Source organism: Streptomyces phaeofaciens (genome assembly GCF_014648915.1).
Lineage (GTDB): Bacteria > Actinomycetota > Actinomycetes > Streptomycetales > Streptomycetaceae > Streptomyces > Streptomyces phaeofaciens.
Genome location: NZ_BMSA01000026.1, coordinates 1 through 15,262 on the forward strand (window position 1 = coordinate 1; position 15,262 = coordinate 15,262).

General features: G+C 70.8%; 12 protein-coding genes and 1 pseudogene. 3 read left to right on the top strand and 10 right to left on the bottom strand.

Annotated features, from left to right (window positions below):
* The 6 genes from IE275_RS34130 to tkt all read right to left on the bottom strand — a co-directional run.
* A partial coding sequence (locus IE275_RS34130) for an NAD(P)-binding domain-containing protein (RefSeq protein ID WP_229870876.1) occupies window positions 1-545 on the bottom strand: 545 nt, incomplete at its 3' end.
* Between the two features lie 9 nt (window positions 546-554).
* A complete protein-coding gene (gene pgi / locus IE275_RS34135) occupies window positions 555-2,195 on the bottom strand; it encodes a glucose-6-phosphate isomerase (RefSeq protein WP_189716426.1) in 1,641 nt (546 codons plus the stop codon).
* Window positions 2,188-3,123: a glucose-6-phosphate dehydrogenase assembly protein OpcA gene (gene opcA / locus IE275_RS34140; RefSeq protein WP_189716428.1), complete on the bottom strand. Its 936-nt coding sequence runs from the start codon at window positions 3,121-3,123 to the stop codon at window positions 2,188-2,190. The genes pgi and opcA overlap by 8 nt, the downstream gene beginning before the upstream one ends.
* Window positions 3,120-4,655: a glucose-6-phosphate dehydrogenase gene (gene zwf / locus IE275_RS34145; RefSeq protein WP_189716430.1), complete on the bottom strand. Its 1,536-nt coding sequence runs from the start codon at window positions 4,653-4,655 to the stop codon at window positions 3,120-3,122. Before zwf ends, opcA begins: the two co-directional genes overlap by 4 nt.
* Window positions 4,652-5,857: a transaldolase gene (tal, locus tag IE275_RS34150; RefSeq protein WP_189716432.1), complete on the bottom strand. Its 1,206-nt coding sequence runs from the start codon at window positions 5,855-5,857 to the stop codon at window positions 4,652-4,654. Before tal ends, zwf begins: the two co-directional genes overlap by 4 nt.
* Before the next feature lie 19 nt (window positions 5,858-5,876).
* Window positions 5,877-7,952 carry a transketolase gene (tkt, locus tag IE275_RS34155; RefSeq protein WP_189716434.1) on the bottom strand — a complete coding sequence of 692 codons (2,076 nt, stop codon included), beginning with the start codon at window positions 7,950-7,952 and terminating at the stop codon, window positions 5,877-5,879.
* A gap of 146 nt (window positions 7,953-8,098) precedes the next feature.
* Between tkt and IE275_RS34160 the strand changes: the two genes are divergently transcribed.
* The 3 genes and pseudogenes from IE275_RS34160 to IE275_RS34165 all read left to right on the top strand — a co-directional run bounded on the left by IE275_RS34160 (window position 8,099) and on the right by IE275_RS34165 (window position 9,625).
* Window positions 8,099-8,998, top strand: coding sequence for a helix-turn-helix domain-containing protein (locus IE275_RS34160; RefSeq protein WP_189716436.1), 900 nt, complete (start codon window positions 8,099-8,101; stop codon window positions 8,996-8,998).
* 13 nt (window positions 8,999-9,011) lie between these two features.
* Complete coding sequence (locus tag IE275_RS46895; RefSeq protein WP_268255316.1) at window positions 9,012-9,200, top strand: SDR family NAD(P)-dependent oxidoreductase; 189 nt, start codon at window positions 9,012-9,014, stop codon at window positions 9,198-9,200.
* Window positions 9,197-9,625, top strand: a pseudogene (locus tag IE275_RS34165) (SDR family oxidoreductase). The gene IE275_RS46895 and the pseudogene IE275_RS34165 overlap by 4 nt, the downstream one beginning before the upstream one ends.
* A gap of 293 nt (window positions 9,626-9,918) precedes the next feature.
* Here IE275_RS34165 and IE275_RS34170 read toward each other — a convergent pair.
* From IE275_RS34170 to IE275_RS34185, 4 genes are all read right to left on the bottom strand, one after another.
* The gene (locus IE275_RS34170; RefSeq protein WP_189716438.1) at window positions 9,919-11,343 is read right to left on the bottom strand and encodes a glycoside hydrolase family 16 protein; all 1,425 of its coding nucleotides are present in this window, start codon (window positions 11,341-11,343) and stop codon (window positions 9,919-9,921) included.
* A 259-nt stretch (window positions 11,344-11,602) separates the two neighbouring features.
* Window positions 11,603-12,985: a hypothetical protein gene (locus IE275_RS34175; protein WP_189716440.1), complete on the bottom strand. Its 1,383-nt coding sequence runs from the start codon at window positions 12,983-12,985 to the stop codon at window positions 11,603-11,605.
* The gene (locus IE275_RS34180; protein ID WP_189716442.1) at window positions 12,982-14,340 is read right to left on the bottom strand and encodes an amino acid adenylation domain-containing protein; all 1,359 of its coding nucleotides are present in this window, start codon (window positions 14,338-14,340) and stop codon (window positions 12,982-12,984) included. The genes IE275_RS34175 and IE275_RS34180 overlap by 4 nt, the downstream gene beginning before the upstream one ends.
* A gap of 259 nt (window positions 14,341-14,599) precedes the next feature.
* Entirely contained in the window at window positions 14,600-15,250 is a 651-nt protein-coding gene (locus IE275_RS34185) for a response regulator transcription factor (RefSeq protein ID WP_189716444.1), read from the bottom strand.
* Window positions 15,251-15,262: the final 12 nt, after the last annotated feature.

The window sequence follows — 15,262 nt, forward strand, 5'->3', positions numbered from 1 at the left end:
CAGCCCTCGGCGTAGGCCTGCATCATGGCGTACTCGATGCCGTTGTGGACCATCTTCGAGAAGTGGCCGGCGCCCACCTTGCCCGCGTGGACGTAGCCGTACGGGCCCTCCGGCTTGAGCGCGTCGAAGATCGGCCGGAGCCGGTCCACGTGCTCCTTGTCGCCGCCGACCATCAGGGCGTAGCCGTTCTCCAGGCCCCAGACGCCGCCGGAGACACCGGCGTCGACGAAGCCGATGCCCTTGGCGCCGAGTTCGGCGGCGTGCTTCTCGTCGTCCGTCCAGCGGGAGTTGCCGCCGTCCACGACGGTGTCGCCGGCCTGGAGCAGGCCGCCGAGCTCGTCGACGACGGACTGGGTGGGCGCGCCGGCCGGGACCATCACCCAGACGGTGCGCGGGGCGTCCAGCCGCTCGACGAGTTCCGCGAGGTCCTTGACGTCGGAGAGGTCGGGGTTGCGGTCGTAACCGAGGACGGTGTGGCCGGCGCGGCGGATGCGCTCGCGCATGTTGCCGCCCATCTTGCCGAGACCAATCAGACCGAGCTGCATATCAGTTCACTACTTCCTGAGTTCGCGGTAAACGGCCACGAGGGCGGCGGTGGAGGGGTCGAGGCCGGGGACGTCGGCGCCGGTGGTGAGGGCGGGCTCGACCCGCTTGGCGAGCACCTTGCCGAGCTCCACGCCCCACTGGTCGAAGGAGTCGATGCCCCAGACCGCGCCCTGGACGAACACCTTGTGCTCGTAGAGCGCGATGAACTGGCCGAGGACCGACGGGGTCAGCTCGGGGGCGAGGACGGTGGTCGTGGGGTGGTTGCCCTGGAAGGTGCGGTGCGGCACCTGCTCCTCGGGCACCCCCTCCGCGCGGACCTCGTCGGCGGTCTTGCCGAAGGCGAGCGCCTGCCCCTGCGCGAACAGGTTGGCCATCAACAGGTCGTGCTGCGCCGCGAGTTCGTCGCTCAGCTCGTCGACGGGGCGCGCGAAGCCGATCAGATCGGCCGGGATCAGCTTCGTGCCCTGGTGGATCAACTGGTAGTAGGCGTGCTGCCCGTTGGTGCCGGGCGTGCCCCAGACCACCGGACCGGTCTGCCACTGCACGGGCCGGCCCTCGCGGTCCACCGACTTGCCGTTGGACTCCATGTCGAGCTGCTGGAGGTAGGCGGTGAACTTCGACAGGTAGTGCGAGTACGGCAGCACCGCGTGCGACTGCGCGTCGAAGAAGTTGCCGTACCAGATGCCCAGCAGGCCCAGGACCAGCGGGACGTTGGCCTCGGCGGGCGCGGTGCGGAAGTGCTCGTCGACGACATGGAAGCCGTCCAGCAGCTCCCGGAAGTTCGCCGGGCCGATCGCGATCATCAGGGACAGGCCGATGGCCGAGTCGAACGAGTAGCGTCCGCCGACCCAGTCCCAGAACTCGAACATGTTGTCCGGGTCGATCCCGAACTCGGTGACCTTCTCCTCGTTCGTCGACAGCGCGACGAAGTGCTTCGCGACAGCCTTCTCCTCCCCGTCCAGGCCTGCGAGCAGCCAGGAACGGGCCGAGGTGGCGTTGGTGATCGTCTCGATGGTGGTGAAGGTCTTGGACGCGACGATGAACAGCGTCTCGCCCGGGTCCAGGTCCCGGACCGCCTCGTGGAGATCGGCGCCGTCGACGTTGGAGACGAACCGGAAGGTCAGCGAGCGGTCCGTGTGGGCCCGCAGCGCCTCGTACGCCATCGCGGGGCCGAGGTCGGAGCCGCCGATGCCGATGTTGACGACGTTCCTGATGCGCCGGCCGGTGTGACCGGTCCAGCGTCCGGAGCGGACCTCCTTGGCGAAGGCGGTCATCTTGTCGACGACCCGGTGCACCCGGGGCACGACGTTCTCGCCGTCGACCTCGATCACCGCGTCGCGCGGGGCCCGCAGCGCGGTGTGCAGGACGGCGCGCCGCTCGGTGTTGTTGATCTTCTCGCCCCGGAACATGGCGTCCCGCAGCCCGAACACGCCGGTGGCGGTGGCGAGTTCCTGGAGCAGGGCCAGCGTCTCGTCGGTGACCAGGTGCTTGGAGTAGTCGACGCGCAGGTCACCGACGCGCAGCACGTACCGCTCGGCGCGCCCGGGGTCCGCCGCGAACAGCTCACGCAGATGGGTCTGCCACTGGGCGCGGTGGTCCGCCAGCGCGGCCCACTCGGGCCGCCGCGTGAGCAGGGGTGACTCAGACATGGGAGGGGGTCTCCTTGGTGCCCTCGCCCCGCAGGGCGACGGCGTACATCTCGTCCGCGTCGAGGCGCCGCAGCTCCTCGGCGATGAGTTCGGAGGTGGTGCGGACCTTCAGCGCGAGGGTCCGCGGGGGCTGGCCCGGCAGGGAGAGCGTGGCCAGGGGGCCCTCGGGGCGGTCGATGACGATGTCGCCGCCCGCGGTGCCGAGCCGCACGGCCGTCACGACGGGGCCCGCGGTGACGACCCGGTCGATCGTCACGTTCAGCCGCGCCTCCAGCCAGCGGGCCAGCAGCTCGGCCGCCGGGTTCTCCGCCTCGGCCTCCACCGCGCCCGAGACGATCGGCACCCGGGCCTGGTCCAGGGCCGCCGCCAGCATCGAGCGCCACGGGGTCAGCCGGGTCCAGGCGAGGTCGGTGTCGCCGGGGGCGTAGGAGCGGATGCGGCTCCGGAGCGCCTCGATCGGGTTCTCGACGGCGTAGAGGTCGGTGATCCGGCGCTGGGCCAGTGCGCCCAGCGGGTCCTTGGACGGGTTCTGCGGCGCGTCCACCGGCCACCAGACGACGACCGGCGCGTCCGGCAGCAGCAGCGGCAGCACGACGGAGTCGGCGTGGTCGGACACCTCGCCGTACGTGCGCAGGATGACCGTCTCGCCGGTGCCGGCCTCGGAACCCACCCGGACCTCGGCGTCCAGCCGGGACTGTGTGCGCTCGCGCGGGGTGCGGGCGTGCCGCTTGATGACGACCAGGGTGCGCGAGGGGTGCTCGTGCGAGGCCTCCTCGGCGGCCTTGATCGAGTCGTAGGCGTTCTCCTCGTCCGTGACGATGACCATCGTCAGGACCATGCCCACGGCTGGTGTGCCGATGGCGCGGCGGCCCTTCACCAGCGCCTTGTTGATCTTGCTTGCCGTGGTGTCGGTCAGGTCGATCTTCATGGCCTGCGCCAGCTCCGTCCGTCTCGTGCGAGCATCTCGTCGGCTTCCTCGGGTCCCCAGCTGCCCGATGCGTACTGCGCCGTCTTTCCGTGTGCCGCCCAGTACTCCTCGATCGGGTCGAGGATCTTCCAGGACTCTTCCACTTCCTGGTGGCGGGGGAACAGGTTGGCGTCGCCGAGCAGCACGTCCAGGATGAGGCGCTCGTACGCCTCCGGGCTGGACTCCGTGAAGGACTCGCCGTAGGCGAAGTCCATCGTGACGTCCCGGATCTCCATCGAGGTGCCCGGCACCTTGGAGCCGAAGCGCACGGTGATGCCCTCGTCCGGCTGGACGCGGATGACGATGGCGTTCTGGCCCAGCTCTTCGGTCGCGGTGGAGTCGAAGGGGGAGTGCGGGGCCCGCTGGAAGACCACCGCGATCTCGGTGACCCGGCGGCCCAGCCGCTTGCCGGTGCGCAGGTAGAACGGCACGCCCGCCCAGCGGCGGTTGTCGACGTTCAGCTTCACCGCGGCGTACGTGTCGGTCGTGGAGGCCGGGTCGATGCCCTCCTCCTCCAGATAGCCGCGCACCTTCTCGCCGCCCTGCCAGGCCGCCGCGTACTGCGCCCGCACGGTGTGGTCGCCCAGGTCGTCCGGCAGCTTCACGGCCTTGAGCACCTTGAGCTTCTCGGTGAGCAGCGAGGCCGCGTCGAAGGAGGCCGGCTCCTCCATGGCGGTGAGCGCCATCAGCTGGAGCAGGTGGTTCTGGATGACGTCACGGGCCGAGCCGATCCCGTCGTAGTAGCCCGCGCGGCCGCCGATGCCGATGTCCTCGGCCATGGTGATCTGCACATGGTCCACGAAGGACCGGTTCCAGATCGGCTCGAACATCGTGTTGGCGAAGCGCAGCGCCAGGATGTTCTGGACGGTCTCCTTGCCCAGGTAGTGGTCGATCCGGAAGACCTGGTCCGGATCGAACACGTCGTGCACGACCGCGTTCAGGTCGCGGGCGCTCGCCAGGTCGTGGCCGAACGGCTTCTCGATGACCGCCCGGCGCCAGGAACCCTCCGGCGCCTTCGCCAGCCCGTGCTTCTTGAGCTGTTCGGCGACCTTCGGGAAGAACTTCGGCGGCACGGAGAGGTAGAAGGCGAAGTTGCCGCCGGTGCCCCGGGCGGCGTCCAGCTCCTCGACGGCCGTCTTCAGCTGCTTGAAGGCGTCGTCGTCGTCGAAGTCGCCCGGGATGAACCGCATGCCCTCGGCGAGCTGCTGCCAGACCTCCTCGCGGAACGGCGTGCGCGCGTGCTCGCGGACCGCGTCGTGGACGATCTCCGCGAAGTCCTCGTCCTCCCAGTCCCGGCGGGCGAAGCCGAGGAGCGAGAAGCCCGGCGGAAGCAGCCCGCGGTTGGCGAGGTCGTAGACGGCCGGCATCAGCTTCTTGCGGGAGAGGTCGCCCGTCACCCCGAAGATGACCAGGCCGGAGGGGCCGGCGATGCGGGGCAGGCGCCGGTCGCGGGGGTCCCGCAGCGGGTTGTCCCACACAGGGATGGTGCTCATTCCGCGTCAGCTCCCTTGTTCGTGTCGGCCGCCTCGCTCGCTTCGGCTGCCTTGCTCGTCAGCGACGTCGTGACCGTGTTCAGCAAGTCCTCCCACGCCATCTCGAACTTGGCGACACCGTCGTCCTCCAAACGGGTGACGACCTCGTCGTACGAGATGCCGAGGGCCGCTACGGCGGCCAGGTCGGCGCGGGCCCGGTCGTAGCCGCCGGAGACCGTGTCGCCGGTGACGTCGCCGTGGTCGGCGGTGGCGTTCAGGGTGGCCTCGGGCATGGTGTTGACGGTGCCGGGGGCGACCAGCTCCTCCACGTACAGCGTGTCCTTGTAGGCGGGGTCCTTCACCCCGGTGGAGGCCCACAGCGGCCGCTGCCTGGTGGCCTTCGCGTCGGCCAGCGCGGCCCAGCGGCCGCCCGGCGGGGTCGAGCCGTCGGCGGAGCCGAACACCTCCTCGTAGGCCTCGTAGGCCAGCCGCGCGTTGGCGAGCGCGGCCTTCCCCTTGAGGGCGAGGGCCCCGTCCGTGCCGAGGGCCGTCAGCTGCCGGTCGATGTCGGCGTCGACGCGGGAGACGAAGAAGGAGGCGACGGAGTGGATGGCGGAGAGGTCCAACCCGTTCGCGCGGGCCTTCTCCAGACCGGCCAGGTAGGCGTCCATGACCTCGCGGTAGCGCTCCAGCGAGAAGATCAGCGTGACGTTGACGCTGATGCCGAGGCCGATGACCTCGGTGATCGCCGGCAGGCCGGCCTTCGTCGCCGGGATCTTGACCATGACGTTGGGGCGGTCGACGAGCCAGGCGAGCTGCTTGGCCTCGGCGACGGTGGCCGCCGTGTCGTGGGCGAGGCGCGGGTCCACCTCGATGGACACCCGGCCGTCCCGGCCGTCCGTGGCGAGGTGGACGGAGTGCAGGATGTCGGCGGCGGCCCGTACGTCGGCGGTCGTCATCATCCGTACGGCCTCGTCCACCGTCACACCGCGCACGGCGAGGTCGGCGAGCTGGTCCTCATAGCCCTCGCCGGTGCCGATGGCGGCCTGGAAGATGGACGGGTTGGTGGTGACGCCGACGACGTGGCGCGTGGCGACGAGTTCGGCGAGGTTGCCGGACCGGATCCGCGTGCGCGACAGGTCGTCCAGCCAGATGGAGACGCCCTCGTCGGAGAGGCGCTTCAGGGCTTCCGCGGGTGCGGTCGCTTCGGTCACTGTGATCATCTTCTTTCTGGCGTTCGGATCAACCACGCGCTGCGGCCAGGGATTCCCGGGCCGCGGCGGCGACGTTCTCGGCGGTGAAGCCGTACTCGGTGAACAGGGTGCGGGCGTCGGCGGAGGCGCCGAAGTGCTCCAGGGAGACGATGCGTCCGGCGTCGCCCACGAAGCGGTGCCAGGTGAGGCCGATGCCCGCCTCGACCGCGACCCGGGCCTTCACCGCCGGCGGCAGCACCCGCTCGCGGTACTCCCGCGGCTGCTCCTCGAACCACTCCACGGACGGCATCGACACCACCCGCGTCCCGATGCCCTCGGCCTCCAGCGTCTCGCGGGCCTCGACCGCGAGCCGTACCTCGGAACCGGTGGCGACGAGCACGACGTCCGGGGTCCCGGTGGAGGAGTCGAACAGGACGTAACCGCCCTTCGCCGCATCGGGGTCGGGCGCGTACGTGGGGACGCCCTGGCGGGTGAGGGCGAGACCGTGCGGGGCCGGGCGGGTGGCGTGCCGCTTCAGGATCTCGGCCCAGGCGATCGCGGTCTCGTTGGCGTCGGCGGGCCGCACCACGTTCAGGCCCGGGACGGCGCGCAGCGAGGCGAGGTGTTCGACCGGCTGATGGGTCGGGCCGTCCTCGCCGAGGCCGACGGAGTCGTGGGTCCACACGTAGGTCACCGGCAGCTGCATCAGCGCCGACATCCGGACCGCGTTGCGCATGTAGTCGGAGAACACGAGGAACGTGCCGCCGTAGACGCGGGTGTTGCCGTGCAGCGCGATGCCGTTCATCTCCGCGGCCATCGAGAACTCGCGGATGCCGAAGTGGACGGTGCGGCCGTACGGGTCGGCCTCGGGCAGCGGGTTGCCCTCGGGGAGGAAGGAGGAGGTCTTGTCGATGGTGGTGTTGTTGGAGCCGGCGAGGTCGGCGGAGCCGCCCCACAGCTCCGGGATCACCGCGCCCAGCGACCGGAGCACCGTGCCGGAGGCCGCGCGGGTGGCGACCGAGGTGCCGGGCTCGAACACCGGCAGCGCCTCCTCCCAGCCCCGCGGGAGCTGTCCGGCGACGATCCGGTCGAAGAGCCTCGCCCGCTCCGGGTGCGTGCCGCGCCACTCCTCGAGCCGCTTGTCCCAGGCCGCGTGGGCCTCGGCGCCCCGGTCCAGGGCGGCGCGGGAGTGGGCGAGCACCTCGGCGTCGACCTGGAAGGACCGCTCGGGGTCGAAGCCCAGCAGCCGTTTGGTTGCGGCGATCTCCTGCGCGCCGAGCGCCGAGCCGTGGGAGGCCTCGGTGTTGCGGGCGTTCGGGGCGGGCCAGGCGATGATCGTGCGCATCGCGATGAACGAGGGGCGGGAGGTCTCGTCCTGAGCCGCCTTCAGGGCCGCGTACAGGGCCGGGACGTCGATGTCACCGCTGTCGGCGGGCTCGACGCGCTGGACGTGCCAGCCGTACGCCTCGTAGCGCTTCGGCACGTCCTCGGAGAACGCGGTGGCGGTGTCGCCCTCGATGGAGATGTGGTTGTCGTCGTAGAGGAAGACCAGGTTGCCGAGCTTCTGGTGGCCGGCGAGCGAGGAGGCCTCGGCGGAGACGCCCTCCTCCAGGTCGCCGTCGGAGACGATCGCCCAGATCGTGTGGTCGAAGGGGGACTCGCCCCGCGGGGTCTCCGGGTCGAAGAGGCCGCGCTCGAAGCGGGCGGCCATCGCCATGCCCACGGCGTTGGCGGCACCCTGGCCGAGCGGCCCGGTGGTGGTCTCGACGCCGGCCGTGTGCCCGTACTCGGGATGGCCCGGGGTCTTCGAGCCGTGGGTGCGGAAGCTCTTCAGGTCGTCCAGCTCCAGTTCGTAGCCGGAGAGGAAGAGCTGGGTGTAGAGGGTCAGCGAGGTGTGGCCGGGGGAGAGGACGAAACGGTCACGGCCGGTCCACTCCGGATCCGCCGGGTCGTGACGCATCACCTTCTGAAAGATCGTGTACGCGGCCGGGGCCAGGCTCATCGCGGTGCCCGGGTGGCCGTTGCCCACCTGCTGCACGGCATCCGCCGCCAGAAGACGTGCGGTGTCGACAGCACGCCGGTCGAGGTCGGTCCACTCGAAGCTGTTCGGAGTCTGCGTGCTCATCTTCAAGAAGTCCTCGATAGGAGGGGGGTCGCTGCTCGGACGCGTTCAAAAGTAAAAGTCTGACTTTTACGAGGGAAGGTCTTCCTGTGTCAGCCTGTGGTGAAAGTGGGACATCGGCAGTGACAGCGGAACGGCACGAGAAGGACATGGCGGACAGACACCCCCAACACGGCGACGGGCGGCCCGGCGACGGGATCAGGACCTTCCCCTTCCCCGTCGAACCGGGCGCCGGCGGTATCGGCATGCGGGTCGGCCCCCTGGGCACCGGCCGCACCTGGCACCCCGACGCACCGCTGGACCGTGTGCACCGCATCGACTTCCACGTGGTGATGCTCTTCGACGACGGACCCGTACATCACATGATCGACTTCGCCGAGTACGAGGCGACGGCCGGCGATCTGCTGTGGATCCGGCCGGGACAGGTCCACCGCTTCTCGCGGGCCGACGAGTACCGCGGAACCGTCCTCGCCATGCAGCCCGGGTTCCTGCCCCGAGCCACGGTCGAGGCCACCGGCCTCTACCGCTACGACCTGCCGCCGCTGCTCCGCCCCGACGCGCCCCACCTCGCGGGGCTGCGCGCGGCACTGACCCACCTTCGGCGCGAGTACGAGGACAGCGCCACCCTGCCCCTGAGCCTGCACACGGCGGTCCTGCGGCACTCGCTCACCGCGTTCCTGCTGCGCCTCGCGCACCTCGCGGCGAGCTCGGCGGAGGCCGGGCGGCGCACGGAGTCCACGTTCACCCTGTTCCGCGACGCCGTGGAGCGGGACTTCGCCACCAACCACAGCGTCAGCGCCTACGCCGACGCGCTCGGCTACTCCCGCCGCACCCTGGTGCGCGCGGTCCGCGCCGCGACCGGCGAGACCCCCAAGGGCTTCATCGACAAACGGGTCGTCCTGGAGGCGAAACGGCTGCTGGCCCACACGGAACTGCCGATCGGCCGGGTGGGCGCGGCGGTGGGCTTCCCGGACCCGGCGAACTTCTCCAAGTTCTTCCAGTTGCACACGGGACAGACCCCGGCCGGGTTCCGGGCGGAACTGCGGTGAGGAAGGAGCGGACATGACGGCGATCGCACTGGTGACCGGCGCGAACCGCGGGCTGGGGCACGAGGTCGCCCGCCAACTGCTCGACCGGGGCCGCACGGTGCTGGTCACCGCCCGGTCGCAGCGGGCCGCCGAACAGGCGGCCGCCCGGCTCGGCACCGGCGCGCTCCCCCAGAGGGGGGACCCCAGCTGCGGCTGGACGTGACGAGCCCGGCCGACGCCGAGGCCGCGGCCGGGGCGGCCCGGGAGCGGTGCGGCGGCCTGGACGTCCTGGTGAACGACGCGGCGATTCTCCACGACACCTGGCAGCGCGCCGGGAGCGCCGACCTCGACGTCGTACGGGAGGCCATGGAGACCAATCTGTACGGTCCCTGACGGCTGACGCAGGCCCTGCTGCCGCTGCTGCGGGCGAGCGGCCGTCCGCGGATCGTGAACGTCTCCGGCGAGGGCGGATCACTGGCCGGGATGAGCGGCGGCACCCCCGCCCACTCCGTGTCCAAGGCCGGGCTCAACGCGCTCACCCGGCTGCCGGCGGGCGAACTGCGCGCCGACGGCGTCCTGGTCGACGCGGTGTGTCCCGGCTGGGTCGCCACCGACATGGGCGGCGCGGGCGGGCGGCCGGTCGCCTAGGGCCTGTCTTTCGGATCAGGCCTGTTCCGGTCCACGGGAGTTGTGAGCTTGGTCGAGCGGGGTCAGATGTGCGTGCCAGGCCCCGCGACCCCCGGCAAGATCCGAAAGAGAGGCCCTAGGGCGCCGCCGGGATCGTCCGGGCCGCCACCCTGCCGGACGGCGGCCCCACCGGCGGCTTCCTCAGGGACGGGCGCCCGCTGCCCCGGTAACGATCCGTCGGGTTCCGGGCGGGAAGGGCGACGCCGGGCGTCCGCTCCGGGGAGAGAGCGGAACCGCCCGGCGCCGCGCCGGGATCAGTGCCCGAAGGTGAACCAGTTGACGTTCACGAAGTCGGCCGGCTGGCCGCTGGTGAAGGTCAGATACACATCGTGGGTGCCGGTGACGGAGGCGATGTTCGCCGGGACCGTCCGCCAGGACTGCCAGCCCCCGGTGTTGGCCAGCGCGAAACTCCCGATCGGTGTGGCGGTACGGCTGTCCAGGCGCACCTCGACCAGTCCGCTGACCCCGCCGGCCGCACCGCTGGCGACCCGGGCGCTGAACTGGGTCGCCGCCGTCGAGCCGAAGTTGACGCCCTGGTAGAGCGCCCAGTCGCCGTTGGCGAGGGCGCCGATGTTCTGGCCGCCGCCGGTGTCCGTGGTGGTCTCGGTGATCGTGCCGCTCTGGCTGTTGTACGACTCGGCCTGGACGGCGCTGTAGGCGTCACGGCTGCCGGACGGGGGCGGTGAGGTGGGCGGCGGGGTGGTACCGCTCCCACCGGACGACAGCACCTGGACGTAGTCGACGACCATGGGGACCCCGGAGGCCGTGCCGCTGTCCAGGCCACCGCCGAACGCGTCCGGGAAGGCGCCGCCCATGGCCACGTTGAGGATGACGAAGAAGCCGTGGCTGGTGGCGTTGGACCAGGTCGTCGCGTCCACCTGGCCCGCGTTGACCGAGTGGAACTGGGTGCCGTCGACGAAGAAGCGGATCGTCTCCGGGCTCACCGAGCGGTCCCACTCCATGGTGTAGGTGTGGAAGCCCGACTGGCAGGTGGTGTTCGGACAGGCGACGGAGTTGCCGATGCCGGTCGTCTCGTTGCACGGGCCGCCGGGGTTGGTGCCGCAGTGCATGGTGGCCCACACCTGGTTGCGGCCCTGGACGTTCTCCATGATGTCCAGCTCGCCCACGGCCGGCCAGTTCTGGTAGTTGCCGCGGTAGGGCGCGCCCAGAGCCCAGAACGCAGGCCAGTAGCCCTCGGCGGCGGTGCCCGTGACGTTCGGCATCTGGATCCGGCCCTCGACGCGCAGCTTGCCGCCGGCCGCGGGCTGGAAGTCGGTGCGTACGGTCTCGATCCGGCCCGAGGTCCAGTTGCCCGCCGCGTCGCGCAGCGGGGTGATGCGCAGGTTGCCGTTGCCGTCGAGTGAGACGTTGCTGGTGCTGTTCGTCATCGTCTCGACCTCGCCGGTGCCCCAGTTGGCGGGGCCGCCGGGGTACGAAGTCCCGGTGCTGTACTGCCAGTTGCTCGTGTTGACACCGGTGCCCGCGGCGCCGTTGAAATCGTCGAGGAAGACCTGCGTCCAGCCCGTCGGGGGTGTGGGCGCGGAGGCGTTCGCGGGCAGGGTGACGGCGGCCGCCGCGGCCGCCGCCAGGCCGAGCGTGCTGAGCACGGCGATCAGCGTGCGGCGTACCGAACGCCGTCTGGCGGGCGGGCCGCCGGGGATGCCGGAGGGTGCACTCATGGGGGACCTCTCGGGTACGGGAGTGGAGAGAGCGGGTGCGTTCGACAGCGCCCTCGTTTTGAGAGCGCTCTCAAAGTGCGCCCAATGTGCTCTCAGCCACCCCGGCCGTCAAGAGGTGTAACCCGGAAATCTCTTGCGACACAGGTGAGTTCACCCGATGAACACAATGAGGAGTCAGGGTCGCGGCCTTCAGGCACTGACGAACCGTGACCCGCGAACCGCGGGTGGTTCTCCCGTCAGGCCGAGCCCGCCCATGCGCTCAGGGTCGAACCGCCGCGGTGGACTCCGGCGGTGTATTGCCGGGAAAGGTGAAGACCCCGGCGATGCACGCCCGCGCGTTGGTCCTCAGGCCGACGACGGCGCCGCCGGAGTCGGGGACGGCCCGGGCCTCCATTCCCGCGGGCCCCTCGGGCGTCAGGAACAGACCCCAGACGGCACGCCAGTCCTGCGCCCGGCCGGTGAACGGGTCGACGACGGACTCCGGCCGGGGCACCGCGCGCCGCTGGGCGACGGCGCCCTCGGGGCCCACCGAGGCGAGGGCGCGGTGCCATTCCCGCTCCGAGACCTCCCACCCCGCGACGACCCCTTCGCCGCCGTACTCCGCGTTGGGCTTGAGGATCAGTTCCGTCCTGTGGGCCATGCACTGATCGAGGAGGGCCGAATCCACGGCCGCGAGATTCTGGCGCAGCGCTCTCGTCCACGGGAGCACCCGGTCGATCAGCGCCAGTTCCTCGGCCGAGAGACCTGCGCGCACCCACGGGGCGCACAGCATGGCCAGACAGCCCTTGTTGTCGATGAGACCGGACTCCATGGGTGTCCACAGCACGGCGGTGCCGGCCTCGTGCGCGCGAAAGAGCGGCTCGGCCAGGATCTCCCCGTCGCTCTGGGCGAGCAGTTCCTCGATGGTGAAACCGCGCAGCACCACATCGACGGTGCGGCCGTCGAGCACGAGGTGATCGCCGCGCCGCCGGATCTGCTGCACCTCTCCGACGAGGCAGTCGAGTCCGTGGCGGCGCAGGACCGCTGCCACCGCCTGCCAGCCCGGGCCGTTCTCGGCAAGGCCACCGGGGGCTTCGAGGACGGCCACGACGGCGGTCCCTGTCCGGGACACCGTGCCTGCCAAAGTCTTCAGCGTCTCGGCGACGCGGTGTCCCGTGTCCACGTAACGCAGGTCGTGTTCTGCGGCGAACGGCGCGAAGCACCCCGCCTCCGCCATCACACGCGGGATCTCCCCGCCTCGCTCGACGCCGCCGATCTCACTGGTGACGTTGAACTCCAGCAGCTGGAACCGCCGGCCGTCGTACGACAGATCGGCTCGTCCGTAGAGTGGCGGAGTCCCGCCGCCGAGGCGGGTGACCAGTTGCTTCTTGCGCTCACCGATGCCCAGGGCCGCACAGTACCTGTGCAGGTCGCCGTCGAACATGCGGCGCGGCAGCGCGGTGATCAGGTCGTAGAACTGGACGAGATCTTCGGCGAAACGGGTCATGTGATCGTCCTGGACGAACAGCGGCCGCGGCAGGAACCGTGTTCCGTAGGCGGCGGTCAGGACAGGGGGCAGCCGGGCTTCACCCAGGAGCATCGGCAGTCTGCTTCCGGGGGAGGCGGACTCCCGGACGTAGGCCTCCGTGACCCGGTCGCTCATGGCGCGGCACCGGAGCCCTCGGCGTCGCCGGGGACGTGCCCCAGCCGCCCGACCGGTGTCGACTGCCAGTCCCGCCCGGCCAGCTGTTCCAGGGTGCGGGTCCACCGGAGGAGGGTGCGGTCGACATCCTCCTGCGACACCGTTCCACGACGGGCCATCGCTCCGACGCGGAGCATCGGCCGGGTCCCGTCATCGCGCGGCGGCGGATGTTCGACCATGAACAGGTCCACGTCGGCCCCCGTCGGACAGATCGACACCGCGGCCCTGGTCGCCCGCGCACCGCCCAGATACGCGTCGCGCTGCGAGCCGCCGCTCAGCGTGCCGGGCAGGAAGAGCAGGGAGAAGGAGACGCCCGTCGAGGCGGCCGAGCCGTCCAGCGCGTCCTCGATCCGCTCGTACGGCACGCGCTGATCGAGAAGGGCTGCGAAGATCTGGTCCCGGATCGCGGTCAGATGTTCCTTGACGGTTCCGGTACGGGTCGGTATGACGAGCACCGCGTCGTTGGACAGCCGGCCCACCACCGCCTCTTCCTCGGGAAGGCGCGCCGCGAGCGTCGTGGTGAGGGCCAGCGGGACGTCCGGCTGGGCGACGGCGCTCAGGGCCAGGGCCTGCGCGCCCACGGCCAGCATGGTGCCGCGTACCTGGCGGACACGGTCCCGCAGCGCGGTCGCGACGCCATCCTCCAGGTCAATCACCTGTTCGACGACGGTGGGACTCGTCGTGGACGCACCCCTGGCCACGGGCCAGTGGCGCAGGGCACCGGCCACGTCGTTGCGCCGGCGGGCTGTCGTCCCCTCTCCCTCGGCGCCACCGAGCCACTCCTGCCTGGCCCGCCGTACGCGTACGTAGTTGTCGGGCTCCGGCTCGTCCCCGTCGGCCAGGAGCTGCTCCACCACCAGGTTGGCCGACCATGCGTCGCAGACGAGCGGGTCGACGCCGATCACCAGCAGGTGGCGATCGGGAGCGGCACTGAACAGGACCCCCCGGATGCGGGGCATCAGTCCTGCCGGGAAGGGCTTGTGCGCCTCCTGCCGGGCGAGTTCATGGGCCCGCTGCCACCGCCGCTCGGGAGTGGGGGCCTCGACGGTGACCCGGATCAGCTCGGGTTCGGCGCAGTCGACCGGCTGATGCGATCCGTCGGCGTCGATGCGGGCGCGCAGCGCGGGACGCAGGAGGGCAACTCGGTGGAGCCGCGCCCGGATCACGGACTCCTCCGCCGCGCCACTGATCTCCAGGGCGGCGGTCAGGCAGTGCGAGGAGGCCGCCGCACCGCCCCCGCCCCGGTCACCGAGCGCGGCCCGTTGTGCCGAACTGTCACGGAGCACCGTGTCCGCACCCTGCCGTACCGAGCTCAAGGCCACGCTCCTGGATGGGTTCCCGTCATTGAGGGGCAGACGCTACGCAGACGGTGAGGGACGGACAACGTCCCTTCTGTGAGTCAGCTTTTGGCTGACCATCAGAGTCCGGACATCGCCGTCACCACCGGAGCGACCGTGCTTTCGTCGACTGTCCCGGGCCGGTGTGGCGCGCGATACTCGACGGGCCGTCCCCTCAGTACGGCGAGAGGGAGTGAGGGTGAGCCCGTCGAGTGTGGTGGGAGCCGGGAAGACAGGCTCAACTGTGGTTGCTCAGGAGTCCCATGTCCATGGCGACCCTGGTGAGCCCCGCCTTGTTGAAGGCTCCCACCTTCTGCCTGATGCGATGCACATACGTGTCCACCGTGGCCTTGGACAGGGTCAGCCGGGTGCCGATCTGTTTGTGCGTCAGCCCCCGCGCCACCATGGTGAGCACATCCTGCTCACGGGGGGTCAGGTCGGTGCCCTTCAACGGTTCGCCGAAGTCGGGCGGCGGCGCTCCGCCCCACTCCTGCATCAGTACGTCGGCGACCGAGAGCCCGAGGTACACCCCTCCGATTCCGACGGCTTGTACGGCGGTGACGAGTGTCGAGGAGTCGATGTCCTTGCTGACGTATCCGTGGGCCCCGGACTGCAGGGCGCGGCGGACGTTCTGGTGCCCCGTGCGCGCGGACATCACCAGGACGGGATGTCTCTTCGTCACCTCGGAGAGTGCGTCCGGGAACGGGACGCCGTCGAGGTAGGGATCGACCACCAGCACGCAGCCGTCCGACTCTTCCTGGTTTTCGGTCAGTTCATCGATCCCGCCAAGACTGCCGATGAACCGGCAGCCGGAGGCGCTTCGAAGTATTCCGATCGCCCCCAGCATGGCGAGTGATCCGTCATCCACCACGGTGACATGGACTGCCATCCCCCTTGACTC

Coding starts and splice junctions, on each gene's coding strand:
- pgi (WP_189716426.1), bottom strand. CDS start 2,195: ATGTCTGAGTCACCCCTGCTCACGCGGCGGCCCGAGTGGGCCGCGCTG.
- opcA (WP_189716428.1), bottom strand. CDS start 3,123: ATGAAGATCGACCTGACCGACACCACGGCAAGCAAGATCAACAAGGCG.
- zwf (WP_189716430.1), bottom strand. CDS start 4,655: ATGAGCACCATCCCTGTGTGGGACAACCCGCTGCGGGACCCCCGCGAC.
- tal (WP_189716432.1), bottom strand. CDS start 5,857: ATGATCACAGTGACCGAAGCGACCGCACCCGCGGAAGCCCTGAAGCGC.
- tkt (WP_189716434.1), bottom strand. CDS start 7,952: ATGAGCACGCAGACTCCGAACAGCTTCGAGTGGACCGACCTCGACCGG.
- IE275_RS34160 (WP_189716436.1), top strand. CDS start 8,099: ATGGCGGACAGACACCCCCAACACGGCGACGGGCGGCCCGGCGACGGG.
- IE275_RS46895 (WP_268255316.1), top strand. CDS start 9,012: ATGACGGCGATCGCACTGGTGACCGGCGCGAACCGCGGGCTGGGGCAC.
- IE275_RS34170 (WP_189716438.1), bottom strand. CDS start 11,343: ATGAGTGCACCCTCCGGCATCCCCGGCGGCCCGCCCGCCAGACGGCGT.
- IE275_RS34175 (WP_189716440.1), bottom strand. CDS start 12,985: ATGAGCGACCGGGTCACGGAGGCCTACGTCCGGGAGTCCGCCTCCCCC.
- IE275_RS34185 (WP_189716444.1), bottom strand. CDS start 15,250: ATGGCAGTCCATGTCACCGTGGTGGATGACGGATCACTCGCCATGCTG.